The sequence below is a fragment of the Paraliobacillus zengyii genome (genome assembly GCF_003268595.1).
GTDB classification, from domain to species: Bacteria; Bacillota; Bacilli; order Bacillales; family Amphibacillaceae; genus Paraliobacillus_A; species Paraliobacillus_A zengyii.
Window position 1 is genome coordinate 3368337 of sequence record NZ_CP029797.1, and the last position, 24435, is coordinate 3392771.

17 protein-coding genes and 1 pseudogene are annotated in these 24435 nt (G+C 36.0%); 4 read left to right on the forward strand and 14 right to left on the reverse strand.

Going from position 1 to position 24435, the window contains the following annotated elements:
• Positions 1 to 55: 55 nt before the first annotated feature.
• From DM447_RS16610 to DM447_RS16635, 7 genes and pseudogenes are all read right to left on the reverse strand, one after another.
• The gene (locus DM447_RS16610; protein WP_112182301.1) at positions 56 to 1510 is read right to left on the reverse strand and encodes a sulfatase family protein; all 1455 of its coding nucleotides are present in this window, start codon (positions 1508 to 1510) and stop codon (positions 56 to 58) included.
• A gap of 58 nt (positions 1511 to 1568) precedes the next feature.
• Positions 1569 to 2849: a PTS sugar transporter subunit IIC gene (locus DM447_RS16615; protein WP_112182302.1), complete on the reverse strand. Its 1281-nt coding sequence runs from the start codon at positions 2847 to 2849 to the stop codon at positions 1569 to 1571.
• Between the two features lie 30 nt (positions 2850 to 2879).
• Positions 2880 to 3194, reverse strand: coding sequence for a PTS sugar transporter subunit IIB (locus DM447_RS16620; RefSeq protein ID WP_112182303.1), 315 nt, complete (start codon positions 3192 to 3194; stop codon positions 2880 to 2882).
• Between the two features lie 25 nt (positions 3195 to 3219).
• Positions 3220 to 3531, reverse strand: coding sequence for a PTS lactose/cellobiose transporter subunit IIA (locus DM447_RS16625; protein ID WP_112182304.1), 312 nt, complete (start codon positions 3529 to 3531; stop codon positions 3220 to 3222).
• 193 nt (positions 3532 to 3724) lie between these two features.
• A complete protein-coding gene (locus DM447_RS16630) occupies positions 3725 to 5641 on the reverse strand; it encodes a BglG family transcription antiterminator (protein WP_112182305.1) in 1917 nt (638 codons plus the stop codon).
• Positions 5642 to 5934: 293 nt separating this feature from the next.
• Positions 5935 to 7332: an LPXTG cell wall anchor domain-containing protein gene (locus DM447_RS18920; RefSeq protein WP_479684905.1), complete on the reverse strand. Its 1398-nt coding sequence runs from the start codon at positions 7330 to 7332 to the stop codon at positions 5935 to 5937.
• 192 nt (positions 7333 to 7524) lie between these two features.
• Positions 7525 to 10686: pseudogene (locus tag DM447_RS16635) on the reverse strand (5'-nucleotidase C-terminal domain-containing protein); the annotation flags it as partial.
• 289 nt (positions 10687 to 10975) lie between these two features.
• On the opposite strand from DM447_RS16635, the gene DM447_RS16640 reads away from it, so the two are divergent.
• From DM447_RS16640 to DM447_RS16655, 4 genes are read left to right on the forward strand one after another with little or no spacing between them, the layout of a single operon-like run.
• Entirely contained in the window at positions 10976 to 12160 is a 1185-nt protein-coding gene (locus DM447_RS16640) for a galactokinase (RefSeq protein ID WP_112182307.1), read from the forward strand.
• Complete coding sequence (gene galE / locus DM447_RS16645) at positions 12161 to 13156, forward strand: UDP-glucose 4-epimerase GalE (protein WP_112182308.1); 996 nt, start codon at positions 12161 to 12163, stop codon at positions 13154 to 13156.
• Positions 13157 to 13159: 3 nt separating this feature from the next.
• A complete protein-coding gene (galT, locus tag DM447_RS16650) occupies positions 13160 to 14656 on the forward strand; it encodes a UDP-glucose--hexose-1-phosphate uridylyltransferase (RefSeq protein WP_112182309.1) in 1497 nt (498 codons plus the stop codon).
• Between the two features lie 17 nt (positions 14657 to 14673).
• Positions 14674 to 15717 (forward strand): aldose epimerase family protein, encoded by a 1044-nt coding sequence (locus DM447_RS16655; RefSeq protein WP_112182310.1) that lies wholly within the window; start codon positions 14674 to 14676, stop codon positions 15715 to 15717.
• Between the two features lie 531 nt (positions 15718 to 16248).
• Here DM447_RS16655 and phnE (DM447_RS16660) read toward each other — a convergent pair.
• The 7 genes from phnE (DM447_RS16660) to DM447_RS16690 form a co-directional block, all read right to left on the reverse strand.
• Positions 16249 to 17055 (reverse strand): phosphonate ABC transporter, permease protein PhnE, encoded by an 807-nt coding sequence (phnE, locus tag DM447_RS16660; RefSeq protein ID WP_112182311.1) that lies wholly within the window; start codon positions 17053 to 17055, stop codon positions 16249 to 16251.
• 15 nt (positions 17056 to 17070) lie between these two features.
• Positions 17071 to 17886, reverse strand: a complete 816-nt coding sequence (gene phnE / locus DM447_RS16665) for a phosphonate ABC transporter, permease protein PhnE (protein WP_112182312.1) — start codon at positions 17884 to 17886, stop codon at positions 17071 to 17073.
• Positions 17879 to 18667, reverse strand: coding sequence for a phosphonate ABC transporter ATP-binding protein (gene phnC / locus DM447_RS16670; RefSeq protein WP_112182313.1), 789 nt, complete (start codon positions 18665 to 18667; stop codon positions 17879 to 17881). The genes phnE (DM447_RS16665) and phnC overlap by 8 nt, the downstream gene beginning before the upstream one ends.
• A gap of 113 nt (positions 18668 to 18780) precedes the next feature.
• Positions 18781 to 19875, reverse strand: coding sequence for a phosphate/phosphite/phosphonate ABC transporter substrate-binding protein (locus DM447_RS16675; RefSeq protein ID WP_112182314.1), 1095 nt, complete (start codon positions 19873 to 19875; stop codon positions 18781 to 18783).
• A 246-nt stretch (positions 19876 to 20121) separates the two neighbouring features.
• Positions 20122 to 21750, reverse strand: coding sequence for an Ig domain protein group 2 domain protein (locus DM447_RS16680; protein WP_332871734.1), 1629 nt, complete (start codon positions 21748 to 21750; stop codon positions 20122 to 20124).
• 351 nt (positions 21751 to 22101) lie between these two features.
• A complete protein-coding gene (locus DM447_RS16685) occupies positions 22102 to 23295 on the reverse strand; it encodes an ROK family transcriptional regulator (RefSeq protein WP_112182777.1) in 1194 nt (397 codons plus the stop codon).
• Between the two features lie 149 nt (positions 23296 to 23444).
• A complete protein-coding gene (locus DM447_RS16690; RefSeq protein WP_112182316.1) occupies positions 23445 to 24428 on the reverse strand; it encodes an aldo/keto reductase in 984 nt (327 codons plus the stop codon).
• Between the last annotated feature and the right edge of the window lie 7 nt (positions 24429 to 24435).

Genomic DNA, 24435 nt, shown 5'->3' on the forward strand with positions numbered 1-24435 from the left:
TTCCCTAATTAAGCAAAATAAGGTGCATCAGTAGAAAATGCACCTTATTTTTATTCTAAAATCGTTTATCTTGTTTAAAAGGCACAACATCACCAGTTTCAAAGAAATGTTGAAGCATTCTGTTTTTGTATTCTTTTACTTTTTCATTAAATGCTGTATTATCAATTTGATTATTTTTCTCGTTTGGATCCGCTTTTAGATCATAAAATTCATCTTCTTCATATAATCGATAAACATACTTATAATCTTTATCTCTAAGCATCATTGCTTTAGTATGTTGCGGTATTTTTTCTTGTTCAGTAGTTCTAGGCCAGTACTCGTTATCCGGTGTATGTCCAGCATCCATAGCATGACTTTCCCCTTCTAAACGACCACCCTCACAGAATACAACATCTCTATGCTCGTTTTCACCTTGAAGGACAGATCTTAGCGATTTCCCAAACTGTGTATGAGCTGGTTCTATATCCAATAAATCCATTATGGTAGCCTGAACATCAATCAGTTCGACTAAAGCATCCGAATTTCGAGGTTTAAATTCCATACCTTTTGCTGGTTTAATTACTAATGGAACTCTTGTAAGGCAATCCTCAAACGTATTTTGTGTTTTCTCTACCATTTGGTAGTCTCCCGTATAATCACCATGATCACTAAAGAATACAAAAATAGTATCGTCGTATAACCCCTGATCTTTCAACGTTTTAATTAGATCGCCAATATAATCGTCTAATTTAGTCCCCATAGCATAGTAGATCTGTTTGATTTTCTTTAATTCCTCATCTGACAAATTGTATAGTTTTTGATTTTTATATATTCCTTGTATTAAACTTGGCTTTTTGCTCCATTCTTCCTCTGATAACTTAATAGGATCAGGAATATCGCTCTCATCAAACATATCAAACCACTTAGCATCAATTTGATATGGTGGATGCGGTAACGCAAGTGCTAGATACATGCAGAATGGGTCATCACCATATTCTTTATTTTCAAGAAATTCTTTGGCATGTTTAAATTGCTCTTCTTCTGGGTGATGAACCTTTTCACTCACACCTTTTGCATGTGTATAGACTTCTTTTTCTTCAATATTTTTATTCGCTTCTTTTTGTTGGCGTTCTTTTTTTAAACGTATTTGTTTCATCTTTTCAGCGAATTGATCATCCCTTGTCGAACAAAGTTGATGCACATCTGAATCTGTTTTTAGAAAATCATTACGCCCTCCCCAGTAGACATGATAACCTGAGTTCTTTAATGTTTTTAAAATATTGGGTTCTTTATCATCCATTAAATTATGCATAGTTCTCTGACCTTTAGTATGTGGATACCATCCTGTCATAAATGAAGATCTACTAGGTACACATACTGGATTTTGACAAAATGTATTCGAAAATGAAACACCTTCTTTGGCAAGTCCGTCAATTTCTGGCGTATGCACGGCATTGTTTCCATCATATCCTACTGAATCAGCTCGCCATTGATCTGCTACAATCATTACTACATTTTTCTTTTTATTCATATTTTAAAAAAGAGAGGAGTTTTCACTCCCCATCTTTTCTATTCCCTCCTCCTTAAATTTATTCTGCACTATCTGACTCATTTTCAACTGCAGTTTTATCTATCATTTTAAAGAATGGATAATAGATTAATCCAGCGATAGCAATATTAATAAATTGAAGTATTATTATAACCACTGACCCTTGTAAAAGAGCATTCATTATTATTGGAGTTCCAACAGGGATATGCGTACCATTAAGAATTGGGAATACACCTATAGAAAGCAAGAAATATGATATACTACCCAAAATTAAAGGTGTGAAAACGAATGGAATAAACATCATTGGGTTTAATACAATCGGTGTACCAAATATTATTGGTTCATTAATACCAAAGATTGTTCCAGGTAAAGATAACTTTCCTAATGTTTTATACTGTTTACTTTTGGACATAAAAGTCATTAAAAGAGCCAAAGCTAAAGTTGCACCTGCTCCACCAATACCAATTAACACTGCATAAAAACCAGTATGCACAATATTAGTTGGTTCAAGACCAGCACTGATGGCATCTAAGTTTTCCACACCAAGAGGTAGCCATACAGTTAAAAAGATTGGATTTACTACTAGTCTGCCATGAATACCAAAGAACCAAAGTACTTGTTGTATAAAAACGACTAGAATTAGTGCTGGTAAAGTTCCTCCAATGTTTTGTAAAGGAGATTGAATTAACGTATAAACGAACTGGTATATACTTCCATAATCAGTTAGTGAAAATAATGAACCTATCACACCGAAACCTACAACAATAACTATTGCTGGAGTCAAATTTGAGAACGTTCTAGCTACCGTTGGTGGAACACCATCTGGTAACTTAATGACCCATTCTTTTGCAATAAATATTAAATAGATACGTGTTGCTATGAGTCCTACAATAATTGAAACAAACAATCCTTGCGCACCTAAAAATTGAAATGGGATAGCACTTATATCTTCTGTTTGAATAGTTGGCAGTAATACCATGAAACTCATTAGAGAAATTAATCCAGCACCAGCGGCGCCTATACTATCTTGTCCAAAAACTTCTGCTAGTTTAAATGCGATTAAAAATACTGCATAAACTGCGACCAAACCTAATGTCATTGTACTTAAAGAGCTAAAAAGACCTTTTAAACCTGTTGATTGGATGAAATTTTGATATGCTTCAAAATTTAAACTACCCAAAAGTGTCGATAAAGCACCGATAATCATAACTGGTAACGTAGACATTAAACCATTAGAAACTGCCTTCAAATACTTATTCTCAGAAATTTTTCCAGATACTCGTTGAATTTTCATTTGAAATTTTTGCGTTTTCTCACTCACGTTAAACCCTCCTATTAAAAGATAATCTACTTATTTTGAATCAATTAATTCAAAAGCCCAATCTAAGACTTTTTCACCATTCATCATGCCGTAATCAAGACTGTTTATTACTTCTACAGGTATGCCATCTGCACCACCATATTGCTTTTCATAATCATCTTTGAGATAAGAAACTTGTGGTCCTAGAAGTAATACATTCGCAGCTTCAATGTGTTTCTTAATATCTCCACCTGATGTTGCCGTGATTTTCACCTCTTCACCTTTACTTGTTGCTGCCTTTTCCATTTTGCTTACCAACATACTTGTTGACATACCTGCTGCACATACTAATAAGATATTTTTCATTTTTTATTCCTCCTGTTTTTGTTTTTTATAATTTACTGATTTTTTCATGCATATCGATCATTTCTACAGCTAAATCTTTTAGTGTCATTGCATTCATCAAATGATCTTGTGCGTGGATCATCAATAGTGAAATTTCTGCTTTATCACCACGCGCTTCTGCTTGAATTAAATCTGTTTGTATTCGATGTGCTTTATTTAAATCTTCACTTGATGTCTCCATGAATTGATTCGCTTCTTCAAAGTTTCCTTGTTTTGCGGCAGCAATTGCTCGCATTGCATTACTTCGTGCATTTCCTCCGTTAACGATTATTCCCATGATTATCTCTTGATTATCCAATCGGAAGCCCTCCCTTTTATTGTTGCTTTTCTTTTTCTTTCTTAAGTTCATCTTATATGTAAAGCGCTTTCACCTAAAGTTAATCTTTTTCCTTTTCCAACGGAATATAATGACCAGAGTAATAATAAGAACCTAAACAAAGAGCTATATTGTTACTTTCTTAGCAAAAATAAAAAGAATGCGACGTTAATGTCTACATTCTTCTTAATATCTCTAGCACTTCTTGTTTATTTTCACAATTGATTAACTGTTTTATTATTTCACGGTTATCAACAAACTGAATTAAGCTTTTATACATTGGTTCTAATTTTTCTTGATTCACATCTGCAACATGGAGGAGACAAACAAATTGCACCATGCTCCCACCCCAATCAATCGGTCTCTCTAGTGTGGCTAGCGTCCAAAATGTCTGATCTGACTTCGGATTCATTGGGTGTGGGATTGCCACCAGATTACCATAGCTTGTTGAAGCAGCATTTTCCCGTTCCATAATAGAAGCTATAATCCCTTCTTCAGTCCGACCTTGCTTAACCAATTCATTGCCTAAAAAAGTAATTACATCTATTGGGCTAGAACAAGATAACTGTAAATAGATTAAATTAGGATCTAAATATTTATCAATAAGGGACATGTTTCTGTTCTCTACAACTTGTGTAATTTTATCCAATTCCACATCACCTAAAAGCGTACTAACAACTACATATGGAATCTTAATGGAGTCAGGGAGTGTTACAGTACTTACAATAAAATCAATGTCCTCTTCACTATATTTCGGTAAACTGTGTAGCTCTGTTACACCGATGATCGTTAACTGATTACCAAATTTAGCACGCATTTTATAGAATAATAATTGTGAGCTACCTCTTCCAGTGGTACAGACAATTAAACATCTCTTTGGTTTGGTTTTTAATTTTGTTCGTTCAATTGCAGCACCAAAATGAAGCGCAATATATCCGATCTCATTTTCATCAATTTTTATATTATGTTCTCGCTCGATAACTTTACTAGCTATAACACCCGCTTCAAACGCTAATGGATAGTTAACTTTTATTGCTTCAAGCATTGGGTTTCGAATATTCATATGATGCTTATAACGGTGAATTGCAGGTTTTAAATGAATCGCAATACCTGCATATAATTCTCTATCTGCAACAATACCTAATTGCATTTGTGCATCTACTTCACATACCAAACGATCAACTGTTTGTAAAATTGATTGATCAAAATTACTAGCTATATTCGATTGACTCTTATCTAAAAACAGTTTTGTACCTAATAAATGCATGGCAACGTAGGAAATCTCTACTACTGGAAATGTTGACTGTACAATCAATTCAACGTCCCTTATGATCATTTGAGCCACCTGATATTCCTTTTTGTTTTCTGGATCTTTTTCATCATAATTCACTAACTCTATATACTGTTCACTTTTAATACGTCGACAGGCAATTGCAATATGCACTACCAGATTATCCAAAGCTATATCTGATAAATTAAGTTGAAATTCCTTTAAACGCTTTAAAACAGTTAAACAAATTTCATCCATCTGCTCATTGGGAAGTAACCAATGTTTGTCTGTATTCTCCCTAGCTGTAATTTCTGTTCGGCTAAATAATACTTCAGCAATACAATAGCGAATATGCTTTTCCTCACCTCGTAGTTTCAAACCATAATTTGGTCGCTTGATTAACTCTAAGTGATATTTTTTAAGTATTACTTTGACATCCTTTAAATCATTTTTTAGTGTAGATCGACTGACAAATAAATCATCAGCAAGATCCTCAATCTTTGAATAATCAGGATTTAATAAAAATTTCTTTACTAAATGGTGAACACGATCTTCTGGTTCGACAGGAACTGATTCTTCCATTTCTATCATACTGTGTATAAAATTTTTGAATTTATCTTGTTCAATAATATCTAGATGGAAGCCATGACCCCGCTCTGATATAATCTTAGCTCCGGAATCCACTAGTATTTGATTCAACAGTTTAATATCATTTCGAATCGTTCTTGATGTAACTTGAATTAAGCTAGCTATATGTTCGCTTGTCACTGGAGTACTTTCTCTAATTAGTTCTTTGAGTATTTGCTGATGCCTCGTATTCATTAGAACCCTCCCTAGATGTTAGCTTTCATTCATTGTAAAGCGTTTTCATGATGTGTTGGGAATAATTTTTTTCCTCTAGCTAAGGAAATTTCTTGTTGTTTTATTACTTCAGACAACGCCACCTGTGAATTCTTTGTCTTTACCCTTTAAAATTTACTTCGACAAATTTCGCGAAATATTTAATAAAGAATAACATAATTAAACACTAATTTCACTATTCTCTTTAACAAACTATTTATATAAATAACAAAAAATAAACCCGTTCATCATGATGCGATGAACGGGTTTAAAGATTATTCTAATACTCTTCGTTTTTGATACAGATAAAATCCAAAGCCTGCTAATAGGAGTAACGCGCCCATTAGGAGCATGTTGAACATACTTGTCGCTGTGTCTGGTAATGATGTTTCGTCGTCATCACTAGAAGTAGCTGTTTCTTCACTTTCATCTGTATCATCTATATCACCTGTATCGGTATCGTCATTGTTTTCAGATCCTTCGTTTTCACCATTATCTGAACCATCTTCTTCCGGATCAGTTGGCTCTGTTGGATCTATCGGTTCCTCTTCTGGTTCTTCCGGATCTGTTGGATCAACAGGATCAACTGCCGCTACTTCAAATACAGTAAATATACTGAAGTGATTCGTTGTTGCAGTTAACATACCATCTTGATATGTTCCACCTATTAATTCCCATTCAGAGGTTTCTGGGTTGTAATAATACAATTTCACATCTTCTGGATTACTTACTTTATCATCGTCTACATTAAATTGTAATGTAACGTCTTCTGCAAATTCAGAGATCACTTCACCATTAGATGTTATAGTAAAATCAAAAATCCCACTAATTGCTGCTTCTCCATTTACCATTACACTATCAACTGCCACTACATCAACTGTTGTGTCACCATCTCCAAACACGCTTGCTGGAATAGTTGCAGTTGTTTGTTTCGTTTGAATTGTGATCGAAACATTTTTTGCTTTTAACATTGCAATTTGAGCACTTGTCAAACTTACTTCGATTTCATCTTCTTCATTTAATTCAATGATCACTTTACCCTTTTCTTTAACATTTTCAACCGCATCAACAGAAATAGTTGCTTTTCCATCTGTAACAGTTGGTTTTGTTGTAACGTTGCCCGCTTCATCTGCTTGATCTTCCTCAGGTTCTGTTGGTTCTTCAGGATCCGTTGGTTCCTCTGGATCTGTTGGGTCTGTTGGTTCTTCCTCACCTGGTACATATTCGCTGACATCTGTAGGACTAGTTACTTTCAATTGATATGTCTCATTGAAAATACTTGAAATACCAGTAAGATCAATTATATCGCCATCTTCAAATTCAAAATCGGCGTATACTAGGCCTGTTCGATTATCGACGCGTACAAGAATACTCTCATCACCTTTAGAAGCTGTGAATTCAAATGTTCCATAACTGTTCACTTCTTCAAGTCCTGATATCGTTACACCTTTAAGTGATACCAATTCGCCTTGGTTCGAATCATCAATTGCACTTGGTGATAATTCAATTGGGTTCGGCACATCATTTGTTCCAATAACTTCTAGTCCAGTTATACTAGATAATTGGAACTCTCCACTGTAACTTGCAGCTTCAGCGGTAAATGTTACAATATCCCCGATAGAAACACTATCGCCACCATAATATACATATGTTCCACCAGTTTCATCTTGCATATAGAAGCCATTGCTTCCCCATGCACCTGGTGTTGTAGTAACAATACCTTCTACAGTTACAACCGTACCAGCTTCTGCATTTCTTGCTTCCGCAATTGTTACTTCACCTAATTCTTCATCTGATCCATTATCTACTGCAACAATACGTCCTTCTGCCGCGTAATCAATTGGATTTGCTTCGGTACTTTCTAAACTCTTGACGTAATCAACAAACGAGTCTAAATCTACTGGACCCATTTCTACATTCATACCAAGATCTTTAATTGGCCCTTCTGAAGTTCCCATATAATTATTTACTGTTAAAGTATATGTTTCATCTTCATCAATTGGTGTACCATCCATAAACATAATATCGATAGCTTCGTTTGTTGAAGTATCCCATGTATATTTCATTCCACCAACACTGTAATCTGGTCCATATTGCGGAGATAACTGTTCATTTATAATCTCGTACATATCAGCACCAGTCACTTCTACCTTCATTAACGTATTACCAAATGGCATGACGTTATATAAATTGCCCCATGTCACTTCTCCTGCTAATAATTGGTCTCTAATACCGCCACCATTCATCAGAGAAAAGTCACTATCCATGGAATATAACATTGCATCTGCAATTAAATTACCCAAGCCATGGTCACCGTCATTCGAATAACTACCTGTCATTGTATTCGCATTATAACCTAATACTTCATTCATTTTATCCGCAATTAAGTCATCATACTTTTCTAATATTTCTGTTACCGCTGCATCTGGTTCCATTTTACTTTGATCAACAAATACAATTTCTGCTTCTTTCGTAACAATATCTCCTGTTTCTCTATCAATCTCGATATCTACGTCTGCAAAAGCTTTACCATATTCAGATGCTTGAACAATTAATTTATTATCTACTACTGCATCAACCACTTGATGATTATGAGCAGCAAATATAATATCAACCGCATCATTCACATTGTTCGCTAAATCTGCTGCATCTCCTGTAGCAGACGCACCATCTTGGTCAGCTGGCATATGCGCTAAAACCACAATAGCTTCTACACCCTGCTCTTGTAATTCTGCAGCTGCTTTATTAACAGCCGCCGTTTCGTCCGTAAATTCAATATCTTCTATTCCTGCAGGCATAACCATAGTTGCTGATGCCTGTGTATTAACACCAATAAAGCCAATTTCTTCTCCATCAATTTCTTGAATTGCATATGCATCTAAGATTGTTTCTCCTGAGTCTTTATAAACACAGTTAGCACACAAATTGTCAAAGTCTATACCATCATAGTCTTCGGTACCTAAACCATCAGGATGTTCTCCACCGTTTACCATTCGAAGTAATTCAGTTGTTCCTTCATCAAATTCGTGATTACCAACTGTTCCAAAATCAAAACCTATTTCCTCCATTATTTCAACAGTAGGTTCGTCTTGATAAAGACCAGATACTGGTGAGCTTCCACCAATCATATCCCCTGCATGAACAATAAGGGTGTTCTCGTTATCTTCCTCTCGATCTTTAATATAAGCTGATGTATAATCCATACGACCATACATACCATCTACCTCGCCATCTCCATCAATATCAAGCTCATATTCTTGATCAATTTTACCATGAAGATCGTTCATACTTAATAATTGAATTTCCAAAATGTCATCTGATGGTGGATCGACAGGTTCTGATCCTTCATCTTCTACCGCTGTATATCCTTGAGCTTCTGCTTCTTCTACACTAGCAAAGAAAATACGTTTATCTACTGGCACTTCCGCCCACTCTAATGGTGCAACATACTCTTTGGTATCAGAGTTTCCAACATATCTACCGAAATCTCCACCTTCTGTTATTGCACGATATTCAAAAGGAAGTTCCTTTAGTGGACTTTCTGGATTCCAAATTCCTAACTCATTATCTAATGCTTCTCTTGTGGCTGCTTGATATTCTGCATATTCGTTCTCATCACCAACTGGCCAAATAAAATACGAAACCGCGTAACCTTGTTTAACTTGTTCTAAATTTGTGTTTACGCCTTTTTCATTAATTACTTGCGCTAGCAAACGCCCGTATGCATCTGTTGCTTCTTCACCAATTTTTAATGTAACGGTACTTCCTTCAGGTAATAGCTGTTTTAAGTTTTCGGTTGCGGCATAACCATGTTCCTTCTGATTTGCTTCATCTACACCGTTCGCACCTGCTACACTTGTCTCAGGTGTGTCAATATTTACAAATCGAACCCGATCTGCTCCGAGTACTGGCGTGTTAAGTCGAATTGTATCTCCATCAGATACGTACATGACTGTTGATGTATAAACACCTGCTGCAGTTGGTGCTTCTGGTTGTTCATCTGCAAGTTTGATATCACTCGCTTCAGTCGGAATCAATTGATAAGAAGTGTATTGACTCATAATTGCCGTCACATCATACCATTTTCCTTCTTCTATTGCTGCAATATCTAGCGAACCTTCCATCACACGTAAGGTTGTACTATTAAAGTCTTCATCAACTAAGGAAATATTATAACCACCACCAGCTGGGCTGTCTGGAATATTGCTAATATAACCATTGATATGAACTAATTCTCCTTCATATCCTTCTGCGATTGCACTATCTTGCATATCTGCTAGCGTAATTGACTTTGGATCAGGTAACACTTGTCCACTATCAATCACTTCAACGCTAGTCGGTACAATTTCTTTTAAACCATTATACGTTTCAAGTTCTCCAGAAACCTTAACCTTATCTCCTTTTTCCAAAGTAGGAAAATCACCTTGGTCATAAGCAAATAGGTTAATCCCACCTGTATCATCTTGAATGTACGTAGAATATTGTCCATTCCCAATCGAACTTGGACTAGCAAGAACAATACCTTCTATCATTGCAAGTTGACCATCCGCCATATCGCGAACATCCGTAATAGCTGTTACTTCTGTTGGCTCTTCTGGTTCAGTTGGTCCAGTTGGTACGGAGGGATCGGTGAACTCGATACTAGAGACAGATTCAATAGACTCTAGATTCGAATAAACATCTCTTTCACCTGTCACCAGAACTTCTTGTCCTAAAGCGTTCGGATTATTTTCAGGATTAAAAGTTTCTCTATCACCACTTTGTAACTGTACAACTATAGTAGTTGTAGTATCTGTAGCTGAGTCAGACAGCTTAACAGCATATGGGTTGTTAAACCCCTCTACTATGTAGCCCTTCAATGTCACTTCTGTTCCGTGCTCTTGTTCTAGAGCCTCCGCTACTGTAAGTGTCATTTCTTCGTTTTCTGCCGCGCTCACTACTGGAATGAGCGAACTCGAGAAATTCGAAAATACTAGAATTGCGATTAAAAACAAACTACTAAACTTCTTTAATGATAAAAATTTCATCTGTTTCCTCCTATTGTTATATTTTACATTTTCTATTGTAACACATAAAAACCGAACATTATTAAACTTTTGTAAGGTTATCTTACGGATTTTGTAAATAATTATTAAGTTTCAGTCAATTTTTATTTACATTTGAGACTTTTTTACTATATTAGTACTTTACTAGTTTTATAGAATATAAAGTTTTCAGGAATTTAAGATCTGTAGTTGAATATTTTAAAATAGTAGCATATAATAATTATAGTTAATAAATTAATTTAATTAAGTTAAATAAGGAGGATTTATTACTATGGAAACTGCAACATTAATATCTAAATTTCAAGGTGTTTTTCAAACAGATGCAATACCCCGCCTGTTTTTTGCTCCAGGTCGAATAAACTTGATTGGTGAACATACCGATTATAATGGTGGCTATGTCTTCCCTGCTTCTATTTCATTTGGAACTTACGCTTTAGCTTTAAAACGAACTGATTCTAAGGTTCGTTTCTATTCAATGAACTTTGATGAGAGCGGTATCATTACAACCACATTAAGTGATTTATCCTATAATCAGAAAGATGATTGGGCTAATTACCCTAAAGGCATGTTGGCTAGCTTAATCAATGAAGGATTTTCAATTGAGACTGGCTTTGATGTACTCTACTTTGGCAATATCCCAAATGGTGCCGGATTATCTTCCTCGGCTTCAATCGAATTAGTTACTGGGGTCTTATTAGAAAGTTTATTTAACCTACGTATCAATCGGATTCACATGGTACAATTAGGCCAAAAAGTAGAAAACAACTATATTGGTGTGAATAGTGGTATTATGGATCAATTTGCAATAGGTATGGGCAAGCAAGGTCACGCCATCTTACTCGATTGCAATACACTAGATTACCAATACGCGCCCGTTGATTTAAAGGATTATGTGATTATGATCATTAATACAAATAAACGTCGCGAACTTGCAGGATCCAAATATAATGAGCGTCGGACGCAATGCGAACAAGCGTTAAAAGATTTGCAAACTGAATTAAAAATTAAAAGTTTAGGCGAATTATCGATTGAGAAATTTGAAAAGCATAAACACTTAATTGAAAGCAAAACAAATCAACAACGCGCAAAACATGCTGTGTATGAAAATCAACGAACAAAAGAAGCATTAGCAAAGTTACAGAGTGAAGATTTAGTTGCGTTTGGTGAATTAATGAACCAATCACATATTTCTCTTCAATATGATTATGAAGTAACTGGCGTTGAACTAGACACAATTGTTGAAGCTGCTTGGAAACAAGCAGGTGTAATCGGAGCTCGTATGACAGGAGCAGGGTTTGGTGGTTGTGCCATTGCAATTACACCGCGTAGTGAGGTGGATACTTTTAAAGAAAATGTCAATGCGATATATAAAGAAAAAATAGGTTATGATGCAACGTTTTACCTCGCAACAATTGGAGATGGTGCGAAGGAAATCACAACAGAAGGAGTGTTATAAATGCAAGTATTGGTTTTAGGTGGAGCAGGATTTATTGGTTCTCATGCGGTCTATCAATTAATCGATCAAGGACATAAGGTTATTGTGGTTGATAATTTAGAAACTGGGCATCGCGAGGCCCTACATCCTGACGTAACATTTTACCCTGGTGATATTCGTGATATTGACTTTTTACGTGAAGTTTTTTCAAATGAAAATATTGAGGCAGTCCTACATTTCGCTGCTAATTCTTTAGTTGGTGAATCCATGGAGAACCCACTCAAGTATTTCGATAATAATGTTTATGGTACACAAGTATTATTGCAGGCAATGCACGAGTTTTCTATTGATAAAATTGTCTTCTCTTCCTCGGCTGCTACTTACGGGGAACCCGAGTCTGTTCCAATAACAGAAACAATGCCTACTTTACCAACAAGCACCTATGGGGAAACAAAACTAACAATGGAAAAATTAATGAAGTGGTGTGAAGTTGCATATGGTATACGTTATGTATCATTACGATATTTTAATGTTGCTGGAGCGCGATCAACAGCTGTAATTGGTGAAGACCATCAACCAGAGACTCATCTCATTCCTATTATCTTACAGGTAGCCTTAGAGCAACGTCCACATATTACTGTGTTTGGTGAAGACTATCCAACGGAAGATGGCACATGTATTCGTGATTACATTCATGTCGAAGATTTAATAGATGCACATATTCTTTCTCTTGAATATTTACAAAGTGGCAGTGCTAGTGACATCTTTAATTTAGGCAGCAGCCAAGGTTTTTCTGTAAAAGAAATGATTCAAGCAGCTAGAGAAGTGACCAACCATGCTATTCCTGCAAAAATTGGTGAACGACGAGCTGGCGATCCTAGCACACTAATCGCTTCATCTGAAAAAGCGAAGACTATCTTGAAATGGGAACCTAAAAAAACGGAGATAAACCGTATCATTCAAGATGCTTGGCGCTGGCACCAAAAACATCCAAATGGCTATCGAAAGGAAATGTAGATCATGAATCAACACATCTTTAAACATATAGCGCAATTAATTGAAAAAGGAATAAAGCAAGCGTTGATCACTGAACGTGATGAAATTTACGTACGGAATCAAATACTTGGATTGCTACAATTGGAAAAGTATGAAGAGCCAGATAAAGGAACAGAAGATAGAAGCATTCCTGACTTACTCGATACCCTGCTATCCTTTGCCATAGAGACGAAAGTAATAGCAGATATTTTAGATGAAAAGGAAATGCTTAGCGCAAAGATTATGGATTGCTTTTTATCGAAACCGTCGGAAATTAACGCAATTTTTCATCAGAAATATAAGGAATCACCAAGCGCTGCTACAGACTACTTTTATCAACTAAGTAAAGATAGTAACTATATTCAAATGAAGCGAATCGCCAAGAATATTCACTATAAGACACAAACACCCTATGGCGATTTAGACATTACTATTAATTTATCCAAACCTGAGAAAGATCCTGAACAACTTAAACGGGAACGTGCGATGAAGCAAGTTGTAAGCTACCCAAATTGTGTACTTTGCGCGGAAAATGAAGGATACGTTGGACGAACCGGACATCCAGCTAGGTCCAATCACAGAATTATCGACGTTACATTAGAAGGAGAACAGTGGTTTTTACAATACTCTCCTTATGTTTATTATAATGAGCATAGTATTTTGTTTGCAGGCGAGCATAGGCCCATGAAAATAAATCGTGCAAGTTTTGAACGTTTAACAGCTTTTGTTGAACAGTTTCCTCATTACTTTATGGGATCCAATGCGGACATACCAATTGTTGGTGGCAGTATTCTGAATCACGACCATTACCAAGGCGGAAGATATACTTTTGCAATGACAAAAGCACAAGAAGAATTCCTATTCGAATTAGAGAGATTTCCACATGTTCATGCTGCCGTTGTAAAATGGCCTATGTCTGTTATTCGTTTACGTAGTCAACAAAAGGAAGATCTGCTTGACGCTGCAGATCATATTTTGAAAACTTGGAAGCAATATAGTGATTCTAGCGTTGCTATTAAAGCATTTACTAAATCCACACCACATAATACAATTACACCAATTGCACGGATACGAGATGATCACTTTGAATTAGATCTTGTCTTACGTAATAATCGGACATCTGAGCTACATCCTTTTGGTATTTTTCATCCACATGAAGATGTCCATCATATAAAAAAAGAAAACATCGGATTAATTGAAGTAATGGGGTTAGCCGTACTACCTCCTCGTTTAAAATCTGAAATTGATTTAATTAAAAGCTTTTTAATTGATGGTAAAACCAAAGTGGATTCTTATCATCAAGCATGGGCGGAGGAAATCAAGCATGCTCATCCTAACTTGAGTGAATCTAACGTGGAAGAAATCGTTTATGACGCTTTAGGTAAAAAATTCACCCGAGTTTTAGAGGATTCTGGTGTCTTTAAGTCGAATAATGAAGGTAGAGAAGCGTTTAAACGTTTCCTTGAAACCTTAAATCGGTAAATATAGGAGGGCAATATATGCAAGTAAACGTAGAAAATTTAGAAATTGCAGGACACAGTTGGAAAGAGTTCACACTTTCTAACAAGCAAGGAATGGAAGTTAGCTGCCTTAATTATGGTGGAATTATCACAAAAATAATGACACCCAATAAAAATAACGAATTTGAAAACGTTATCTTAAGTTATGCAGATTATGAAGATTATCTCGATAATCCTAATTTTTTCGGTGCTTTAATTGGTCGTGTAGCTGGTAGAATTGAAGCATCCTCTTTTCAATTAGATGGTAAGACTTATAATCTGCCATCTAATGAAGGAAAACACCATTTACACGGAGGCGCTGCAGGTTTCCATAAAGTACTTTGGCAAGCCGCTCCATTTGAAGAATCTGATGCTGTTGGGGTTACGCTAACACATAGAAGTCAAGATGGAGATGGAGGTTATCCAGGAAATCTTGTTATGAAAGTGACTTATACGCTAACAAATGAGAACGCTTTTAACATCACTTATGAAGCTGTTGTAGATCAAAAAACTATCCTAACCACTACAAATCACTCCTATTTTAATTTGAGTGGAAATTTAAAAACAGATATTTTACAGCATGATGTGAAAATGGAGGCTAGTCAATTTGTTGAATTAGATCATGAATTAATACCTACCGGAAATATTCTTCCTGTTGAAGGTACCGTGTTTGATTTTCAACATGGTCATAAGATTATAGATGGTATACATTCAGTTGATCAGCAAAACCTAGTCGCGTCAAACGGGTATGATCATTATTTCCTTTTTGATCATAACAAAAAAGAAAATGTAGTAGTTACAGAACAAACAAGTGGTAGAAAATTGACTGTCCAAACAGATCAACCAGGTATCGTTATGTATACTTCAAATGGTCTGGACGACACAATTAAACTTAGAGAGGGCAAGTCGGCTAAATATTTAGGTGTTTGTTTAGAAACACAATCAACACCTGCCTCACTTGAACATGAAGGTTTCCCTAGTATTTTACTAGAAAAGGATGCACCTTATAAAACAACTACTAACTTTATTTTTAGTACGAACTAATAGCAAAAGAATAGGATACTAAATTAACTAAATCAAACAATCGGAATATTATATATGTTTATTCAACTATAGTTCGATTATTTGATTGAGTTAAAAGGTAATTTAGAAGTTGAAATATGCGAGACTACTGTGTGAACAGCAAATGTATTCGATGAGGCGAGTAATGCAGTCCCACAAACTGAAAATTCTCCATAGATAGCTGAGGTTCACGGATAGAAAGTATATTTAATGCTGCGGAAGGTTCGTTATGTGCAAGAGACTCATTTAAGTTATTTAAATCACTAAAGAAAAACTAGGACACGTTTGCATGTCCTAGTTTCTTTATACCTATTCACTTTAGCTTCTTATTAAAAATTTCACTCCGTATGTCGCTAGTTATATAGGTTCCACCTAGTCTTCATCTACTAATCTATCTGTATCTCCTTCTCTTCATTAGAAAATTGAATATGAATAGATATTCTATAAAAATGATTATGGAATGATAGAACCCTGTAGACTCGAAGGAAACAGCTGTAAGTGAACTTGCTTCTCTTATCCTTTGATTAATTTTGTTCGAATATGGTTAGAGAATAATTCCACTAGTAAAATAAGGATCATTAAACCAATTAAGATAGACCCTACTTCTGTCCATCTGTAGGCATTCATCGCAAAAATTAGAGGTGCACCTATACCCCCAGCGCCTACCAAGCCTAGAATAGAAGCTTCTCTTAAATTCATGTCGAAGCGATATATCATAATAGATAGAAAAATCGCAAATAATTGAGGTACGATCCCATATCGGATCTTTTCAAACGTGTTACAGCCAATCGATGTCATGGACTCCAGAATGCTTGTATCTAAATCTTCAATTGCGTCCACATAAAGCTTCGCTAGCATTCCAATCGAAATAAGCGCAATGGTGAGCACACCTGCAAAAGGTCCTGGTCCTGTCACCCGAATAAACATTAATCCATAAACCAAAGCAGGAACTGTTCTGATAAAAATCAGTAATAGTCTTGTAACAAATGCTACAGGCTTAGGCACCACGTTTGACGCCGATAAAAAGGCTAATGGAATAGCTAATAAAGCTCCAATAATCGTGCCTAAAAAAGCAATCGCTATCGTCTCAACCAGTAAATACAATACCCCTTGTGATGTCACATTTAATAATAAATCTAAATCTGGAGTGACAATACCTTGTAAAATATTTGTCGCAATTACCCAGCCACTTTCCTCAACATTTTCAAGATTCACTGCTGAAAAGGACCATATAAATAAGGAAGCAACGAGGGCTGTCACGATTAAAATATAACGATTATTACGAGGTACATTCATTAATTGCTTTTCTATCATTTCCATTTATTTTTCCCCCTTTTACATCAGCTTTTTCCTGAAGTGCTCACTAACGGTTTCAATTAAAAATACTGTGATAGCAAGCATGAATAAGATCATCCCGACGCTCGCATAATCTCGCCAACCGAGACCTTCGTTAAGTAAAAGTCCTATCCCACCTGCACCAACATATCCTAATATGGCTGCATAGCGTACATTTCCTTCAAAGCAAAATAAAGAAGTCGATAAAAAATTAGGCAATACTTGAGGGAATATTGCATGACGAAAAGCATGAATCCGCGTCATTCCAATTGATTCCATTGCTTCAAAAGCTCCCATATCAACATTCTCTATTTGTTCATATAGAAGTTTTCCAACATATGCAAGTGTAAATAAGAAGATCGCTACAGTTCCGGCAAGCGTCCCAAGACCAAAAATAAAAGTTGCAATAAGGGCTGAAACTAATGTGGGCAGTGTCCTTAAGATACTTAGAAATACTTTTGCAAGTAAGACAATTGCTTTTTGTTTCACCATATTAGAAGCAGCTAAAAAGGCAACTGGAATCGCTATAACGGAACCAAAAATAGAACCAAGTAAAGACATTTTTATCGTATCCATTAATGGCTGCCACAAATATGGAAGGTACTCCCATTTAGGGGGTATCATATCTCCAATAATAACGAAAAACTGTTGCCATCTTCGTATTAAAATTTCCAATTGGAAATTAGTGAAATATACTGATAGCCATATCGCAATCACTATAACTAATAAAATAATAGGTGTACGTGAACGTTTCTCCAGAATGGATTTTCCGTTTGGTAATATTATTTTTTTAGGAGGAAATATTTTATCATACATATACTTCTTTCCCCTTCTCCTCGATTTCTTCCTTTATTTCATCTAGTTTTCCCTTGTATATATAGTCAAGAATTTCAGGAGTAACTTCGTTCGCATGACCATCATAGACAATCTCTCCAGTCCGAATACCAATAATGCGATCAGCATATTCTAAAGCCACTTCGACATGGTGAATATTCATAATTACGGATATTTGCATATCTTGATTTATTTTTTTAAAATCTTTCATTACTTGTTTTGAAGTAACAGGATCCAAGGAGGCAATGGGTTCATCCGCTAAAATAATGAAAGGGTTTTGTGCCAATGTTCTTGCTAAAGCCACCCGTTGTTGTTGACCACCAGATAATTGATCTACACGCGCATAAGCCTTGTCCAAAATTCCAACTTGATCCAAGGCAGTAAGTGCCTTTATCTTATGTTCCTTTGAAAATATTCCCGTTATTTTACGCCAAACAGGTAAGTCCGGTATAAAGGAAACTAGGACATTTTTTAACACTGTTGTACGGGTAACTAGATTAAAAGATTGAAAAATCATTCCAATTTTCCTTCTTAGCTTTCGGACACCTTTTCCTTTTAACTGTCCTACTTCAATATCATCCACCAGGAGTCTTCCCTCTGTGATATCATGCATCCGATTAATACATCGTAATAAAGTTGATTTACCAGCCCCAGATAAACCAATTATGGCGACAAATTCGCCTTGTTCTATTGATAAGTTTATATCCCGCAGTGCCAATACATCTTTTCCATACCTTTTTTCAACATTTATAAATTCTATCATGTTAAAATCCCCAATCTTCATTACAAACTTTTAAGTTTAGGTGAAAAGAGAACACCGTATACGATGCTCTCTTTTTTTTACTTTTTCATACTTATTTCACTATCTTTTCCTTATTAATTTAGTGATTGAACTAATTCTTGCGCTTCACGTTCTGCATCATAATCTTCAGAAGTAGCCTCCTGATATCCCTCATGATTATAGATCGAAATAACTTCTTTCCCTTCTTCTGTTTCAGCAATATTTATAAATGCCTGCTGAAGTGCTGCTTTTAAGTCATCGTCCATGTTTTCAGAATTCTTACTCACACTAACTGTGTCGTTATAAATTCCTGATGTTACACCAATAACATTTGTTTCGTCCCAAATCGATTCTTCACGCTCAAAATCACTTTCCCAAGCCTCCGCATTATCACGACGAGCGTCTGCATAGGTAACCATTACATCAATTTGCTCTGCTGCAAGTCGTGCAAATGCACTACCGTAGGAATCCGCTTGCACTACATTATCTAAATCTGTAATAGTTTTATCAAACTTATCATCTAACCAAAGTGCTGGATAAATATAACCTGCAGGTGATGAAGATGACATCACTGACCACGATGCACTATTTATATCTTCAAAGCTTAATTCTTCTCCATTATTTACTTTTTCCGCTAATTCTTGTCCCTTTTCTGAAGGTCCTGCAATCATTAATGCGCGATAGTAAGTAACTTGCTCATCTGATGCATCTGTTGGTTTATTATTATTCCAATCTATAGCTTTGTCAGAATCATTATTCAATCCTGCACGAGTGGCAGTTAAAATTACTTCTGCTCCATCGTCATATAAAACATAAGTTCCACCTGGTATCAACCCAACATCTGTAGTTCCAGCCGAAAGTGCTTCTCCTACAGCCTCATAATTTGTTCCAACGGTAATATCTACTTCTCCGATATCATAACCAAGAGAAGACATTTCTTCTATTAATAAATTTTTAAGTGGCTCAGTAGCCGTGATAATTTCTTCTGGATCTCTTGAAGGTACAAAGCCAATAGAAAGCTTATCTAAAGATTTATTTTCTTCCACTACCTCTGCTGAAGCTTCTTCTGTTTCTGTCGTTTCTGCTTCATTTTCAGTTGCTTCTTCTTCACCCTCTTCAGAATTTCCGCAAGAGGCTAAAAATAAAACCAATAGTAATATACCTAATCCAACCATAAATTTCTTTAACATTGTTGATCCCCTCTCTCGTATTCAATTGAACTACTACTTACTTATACTATCCATCAATTGTTTAGTAGATATGAATAACATGTTAAACATTGTTAATTTATTGTAAGATTAACTTAATATATTAATCTAAAGTTAAATGTTTCGTGTACTTTATTGAATGAAAAAGAGTAGCAATAAAAAAATGATCGATGGGTTAGTTAAAATTTAGCTACCACCATCAATCATTTTATTAACTTCAAACTATACTTATGGATTTATAATAAAATTATCAATATTGATCCGTTTACTCGAAGTCCCATTGACAACGATTTGAAAGCGAACGGATCCTGTTTCGCCCACAGAGATAGTTTTTTCTTCAAGGAAACTGCTACTTGTAAAAGGCCCAGCAACATTTGTCCAACTACTACCACCATTGGTCGATTTCTGAAGTGACCACGTGGCACCGGTGTCACTTCCGAAATTCGCATGTGATACGGTAACTGATTCAGCAATTTCTACATCAAAATTCATCTTAATACTGCCATTGGAACGAATACGTGCAGATTGTGTGCCGTCCTTTTTATCAGATGCTAACGTACCAAGGAGTGCGTTGTCAAAATGCCATTCTCCTGAATCTAAAGAAACATTTCCAGCAGCATATGCACCTTTACTGCCACTTTCGAAATTCTCAGTGCCGTCTGTTTCAGTCGGTGGTTCTTCACCGCCTCCATCTCCATCTTCATATCCATAGGAGCCCGCACTAAAAGTAGACCTATCCCACCAATCATATCCTGGAGCTGGGCTTGCCCATGGCTCTTGCTCAGGCTCTGTAGATGTCTCTGGATTTTCAATTGTTAATAAATCAGTCGGCTGATCTAGTTGCAGACCAGAAACCTGATCAAATGAAGTATAGCTTTCTTGTTCTGCTAACCAATTAATCAAATTCGTTAATAATACATGATTATCCTGATCATAGAAACCATCGTACGTTGTTTTTGTTTGACCATTTTCTTCTCGTTTATATTTTGGTGTAATATCCTCAACAGGTGAAGAATCTCCAATCACTGCAACTTTTCCTAGACTTGGTTTTGAAATTGCTACATATGGACCTTCTTCTACACCACCGCCATTGTAGACACCTTGATCGACTGCGTGCGCCCATGCTTGTGTTGTCTCTTCGACATATACAATACCTTTCGCTTTATTTGGATCAGTTATCGCAAGTGTAGAACCTGCGTGCATAGTCATTTCTGTTACATCTTCGGTAATATCAAAACTTTGCTGTGGGGAAACGATAATATCACCAGCAATATTACCAAGTGAATTGTAACGAATACGGATTCCAAAATTATCAGACATCCAGTCAGAGCTATTCACATTCGTCATATAAAAGGAATTCGCTTCTTCTTGGCTCATGCCAAGCGTTGGATCATTCCACGCCCCTCTGCGATATCCATTAAAAACTTCTGAAGCGTCCCACCTGTTTTTATTTCTATCTGCGTTATAATGATCTGTGATAAAAAAAATACTACCGCCTTGATCCACATAATCTAGTAATGCTTGTTGTTCTTGAGTAGAAAAAGGTATATTGGCTTCTGGAATAACAAATACCTCATAATTCCTCAAATCACTTAAGGTAATTCTTCCTTCTTTTCTTAATTCTTTTACATAGTAGCCTTCATTTGCAATTGCTTCGGCAAAATCAGAAAATGCACCATCAATTACCCAGTCAGCTGCTCCAGCTGTTTGACCGTGGACGTTATCAAATAACACAGACATTCCGTTAGCATTTCCAGACGGGTTAATCTCAGGTGCTGGATCTGTTGGACCCTCAGCTAAAACACTCGGAATCCCAAATCCAAATAAACTTGCTACCAACACTAAACTAATTATCATCTTCTTCAACGCACATTCCTCCTCCATTTTGAAAACTTCTTTGAACACTTACAATCTAGCATACGAATATAGAGGGGGTATGGAGAAGGAATTAAATTCGTGTAAATTATAATGGGTTGATAGAATAGATGAGAGTTACCTCGTTCTAAATTTAATACAAGAATAGCCTTCAGGACTTTCAAAGTTGAGTTCTTGTAGATTAACCAATAAACACTATCTAAATATAAAGGTAACGCTTTCTCAGTAGCAGAAAAGGTAAAAAGTGTTTTATCACCCTTTTCTAGATTAATAGGACACTTTGATATTTTTCCTCATTAACTATAAATAAGATAACGCACTTCACCCAACACGCTATACGTTTACCTCACCGTTACGTTCAAACAATTCTACTAGTAATAATGCGACAGCACCTAATGCTGTTGCTTGATCACCTAAATCCGTCAGTACGACCTCTGTTTGTTTTGCTTGAGGAGTTAGTGCTCTGGCTCTGATCGTTTTTTGTATCGCTGCTAAAATAAAGTCACCTGATCTCGATACACCACCACCTATAATAATCTTGGAAGGATTAATCGTATGAATAAGATTAATTAAACCAATACCGATATATTCACCAGTTTCATATAATAACCGTTGTGCAAAGCTATCCCCTTGTTGCGCTGCTTGAAATACAGAAATCCCTGTTATCTTATCTAGTTTTCCTTCATAAAGGCTTTGTAGTGTGCTTTTTTCTCCTTGTTTTAAGGCTTCTGTTGTTCTTTCTGCAATGGCTGGGCCTGAAATCACAGTTTGCAAACATCCTCTATTACCACATTCGCACTGTTTTCCATTAAGATCTACTGTCATATGTCCGATTTCTCCAGCAATGCTAAACTCTCCATGATATAGCTTCCCATTAATTGTTATCCCCGCACCAACACCATTACCAATATTAACGGCTATCATGCTAGCGAAGCCTTTTCCTTTTCCGAACCACACCTCACCGATTGCTAAAGCACGTGCATCATTTTCAACTTTTACTGTATAGTTAAATGTCTCTTCTAGCTCTGCCTTTATCGGAATATCACGTAAATCTAAGTTAGGGGCAAATAATGCAATTCCTTCAGCAACATCGACTACACCATGCATCGCGACACCGATACCAATTATTTTATCTTCTATAGAAGCATTCATTTGTAATAGATTATGAATACTATTTTTTAAAGTCACAAGAAATGATTCTTTAGAAATAGGAGTAGTTATCTCAGTAGTATTGTTGGCAGTAATTCTCCCAGAAAGATCAGTAAGAATACATTCAATTTCTGTTGGCCCGGCATCTACACCAATAATATAAAATCCTAGATGATTTATGACAAGCATCGTTGGTTTTCGTCCTCCTTGTGAGGTACCTTGCACACTTTCTTTCACAATATCCTGTTCTATCAATTCCTTGACAATGCTTCCGACTGTCGGTGGTGTTAATTTTGTGTCCTTTGCAATTTGCGCTCTCGATATAGGACCATCGTTTACAATTTTATTTAAAATAACTGACTTATTTAATGACTTCATCCATTGAAAGCTTCCTGTTTGTACCACTATACTTCCGCCTCTCTTGGTATCTTAACTATTGATATTAGCACATTAATTAATTTAATTAAACAAGAAATTAAACAGAAAGAAAGCTTACCCTGTTAAGAGTAAGCTTGATTCTCTATCTTTTAATAGCCACCACGAATATGTTCGTGTACTTCTTTATCGTAAAATGTTTTGATCTTTTCTAATTCAGCAGAAGAAAATGCAGGCACATTTACTGCTTGAAGATTATCTTCTACTTGTTGAACGTTTTTAAAGCCAGGAATAACTGTTGAAATCTCCTCTTGTTGCATAATCCACTTTAATGCAGCTCGAGTCATATTACCTCGATCCTCTTTGACCCAATTAAGTTGATTACTAAGTGCAACTCCTTTTTCAAAAGGTAAACCACCAAATGTTTCGCCAACATTGAATGCATCTCCATTTTGGTTGAACTTGCGATGATCATCTTCTTCAAATTGATGATTGGAAGTGAATTTACCTGTTAATAAGCCACTTGCAAGTGGCACACGGGCTATTATTCCAACACCACTTTGTTTAGCTTTTGGAAATAGTTCTGCTAATGGTTTTTGCCGTAGCATATTAAAAATCACTTGGAGCGTACTGACATTCTCTTGTTCTAAACATAAGAGCCCCTCTTCAACGGTTTCCACACTAACACCATAGTTCCGGATTTTGCCTTGCTGTTTCAGTTTGTCTAATACACCAAATACGTTGCCATCTTTTAATATCTCTAGTGGAGGACAATGAATTTGATATAAATCAAGTTGATCACGATTTAACCTTTTAAGTGTATTTTCTAAGTATGCTGTCACTGATTTCTCTGAATATGTTTCTAGATCATGCACATCACCAGCTCGACAAAACTTTGATGCGATGTGAATCTCAGATTCTTTTCCTTTAGTCGCTTTTGCTAATAGTTCTTCACTATGTCCATCTCCATATACATCGGCTGTATCAAAAAAGTTAACCCCCGCACCCATCGCGTATTCGAGAGCTTTTAATGCTTCTTTATCATTAGTTTTGCCCCATGCACCGCCAATAGCCCATGTACCAAAACTTAATTCGCTAACTTTTAAATCGGTCTTTCCAAGTTGATTATAGCGCATACTAGTC

Excerpts from the sequence above, each read along its gene's own strand:
- DM447_RS16610 (WP_112182301.1), bottom strand. The coding sequence starts at position 1,510 with ATGAATAAAAAGAAAAATGTAGTAATGATTGTAGCAGATCAATGGCGA.
- DM447_RS16620 (WP_112182303.1), bottom strand. The coding sequence starts at position 3,194 with ATGAAAAATATCTTATTAGTATGTGCAGCAGGTATGTCAACAAGTATG.
- DM447_RS16630 (WP_112182305.1), bottom strand. The coding sequence starts at position 5,641 with ATGAATACGAGGCATCAGCAAATACTCAAAGAACTAATTAGAGAAAGT.
- DM447_RS18920 (WP_479684905.1), bottom strand. The coding sequence starts at position 7,332 with ATGCAAGATGAAACTGGTGGAACATATGTATATTATGGTGGCGATAGT.
- DM447_RS16640 (WP_112182307.1), top strand. The coding sequence starts at position 10,976 with ATGGAAACTGCAACATTAATATCTAAATTTCAAGGTGTTTTTCAAACA.
- galE (WP_112182308.1), top strand. The coding sequence starts at position 12,161 with ATGCAAGTATTGGTTTTAGGTGGAGCAGGATTTATTGGTTCTCATGCG.
- galT (WP_112182309.1), top strand. The coding sequence starts at position 13,160 with ATGAATCAACACATCTTTAAACATATAGCGCAATTAATTGAAAAAGGA.
- DM447_RS16655 (WP_112182310.1), top strand. The coding sequence starts at position 14,674 with ATGCAAGTAAACGTAGAAAATTTAGAAATTGCAGGACACAGTTGGAAA.
- phnE (WP_112182311.1), bottom strand. The coding sequence starts at position 17,055 with ATGGAAATGATAGAAAAGCAATTAATGAATGTACCTCGTAATAATCGT.
- phnE (WP_112182312.1), bottom strand. The coding sequence starts at position 17,886 with ATGTATGATAAAATATTTCCTCCTAAAAAAATAATATTACCAAACGGA.
- phnC (WP_112182313.1), bottom strand. The coding sequence starts at position 18,667 with ATGATAGAATTTATAAATGTTGAAAAAAGGTATGGAAAAGATGTATTG.
- DM447_RS16675 (WP_112182314.1), bottom strand. The coding sequence starts at position 19,875 with ATGTTAAAGAAATTTATGGTTGGATTAGGTATATTACTATTGGTTTTA.
- DM447_RS16680 (WP_332871734.1), bottom strand. The coding sequence starts at position 21,750 with ATGATAATTAGTTTAGTGTTGGTAGCAAGTTTATTTGGATTTGGGATT.
- DM447_RS16685 (WP_112182777.1), bottom strand. The coding sequence starts at position 23,295 with ATGAAGTCATTAAATAAGTCAGTTATTTTAAATAAAATTGTAAACGAT.
- DM447_RS16690 (WP_112182316.1), bottom strand. The coding sequence starts at position 24,428 with ATGCGCTATAATCAACTTGGAAAGACCGATTTAAAAGTTAGCGAATTA.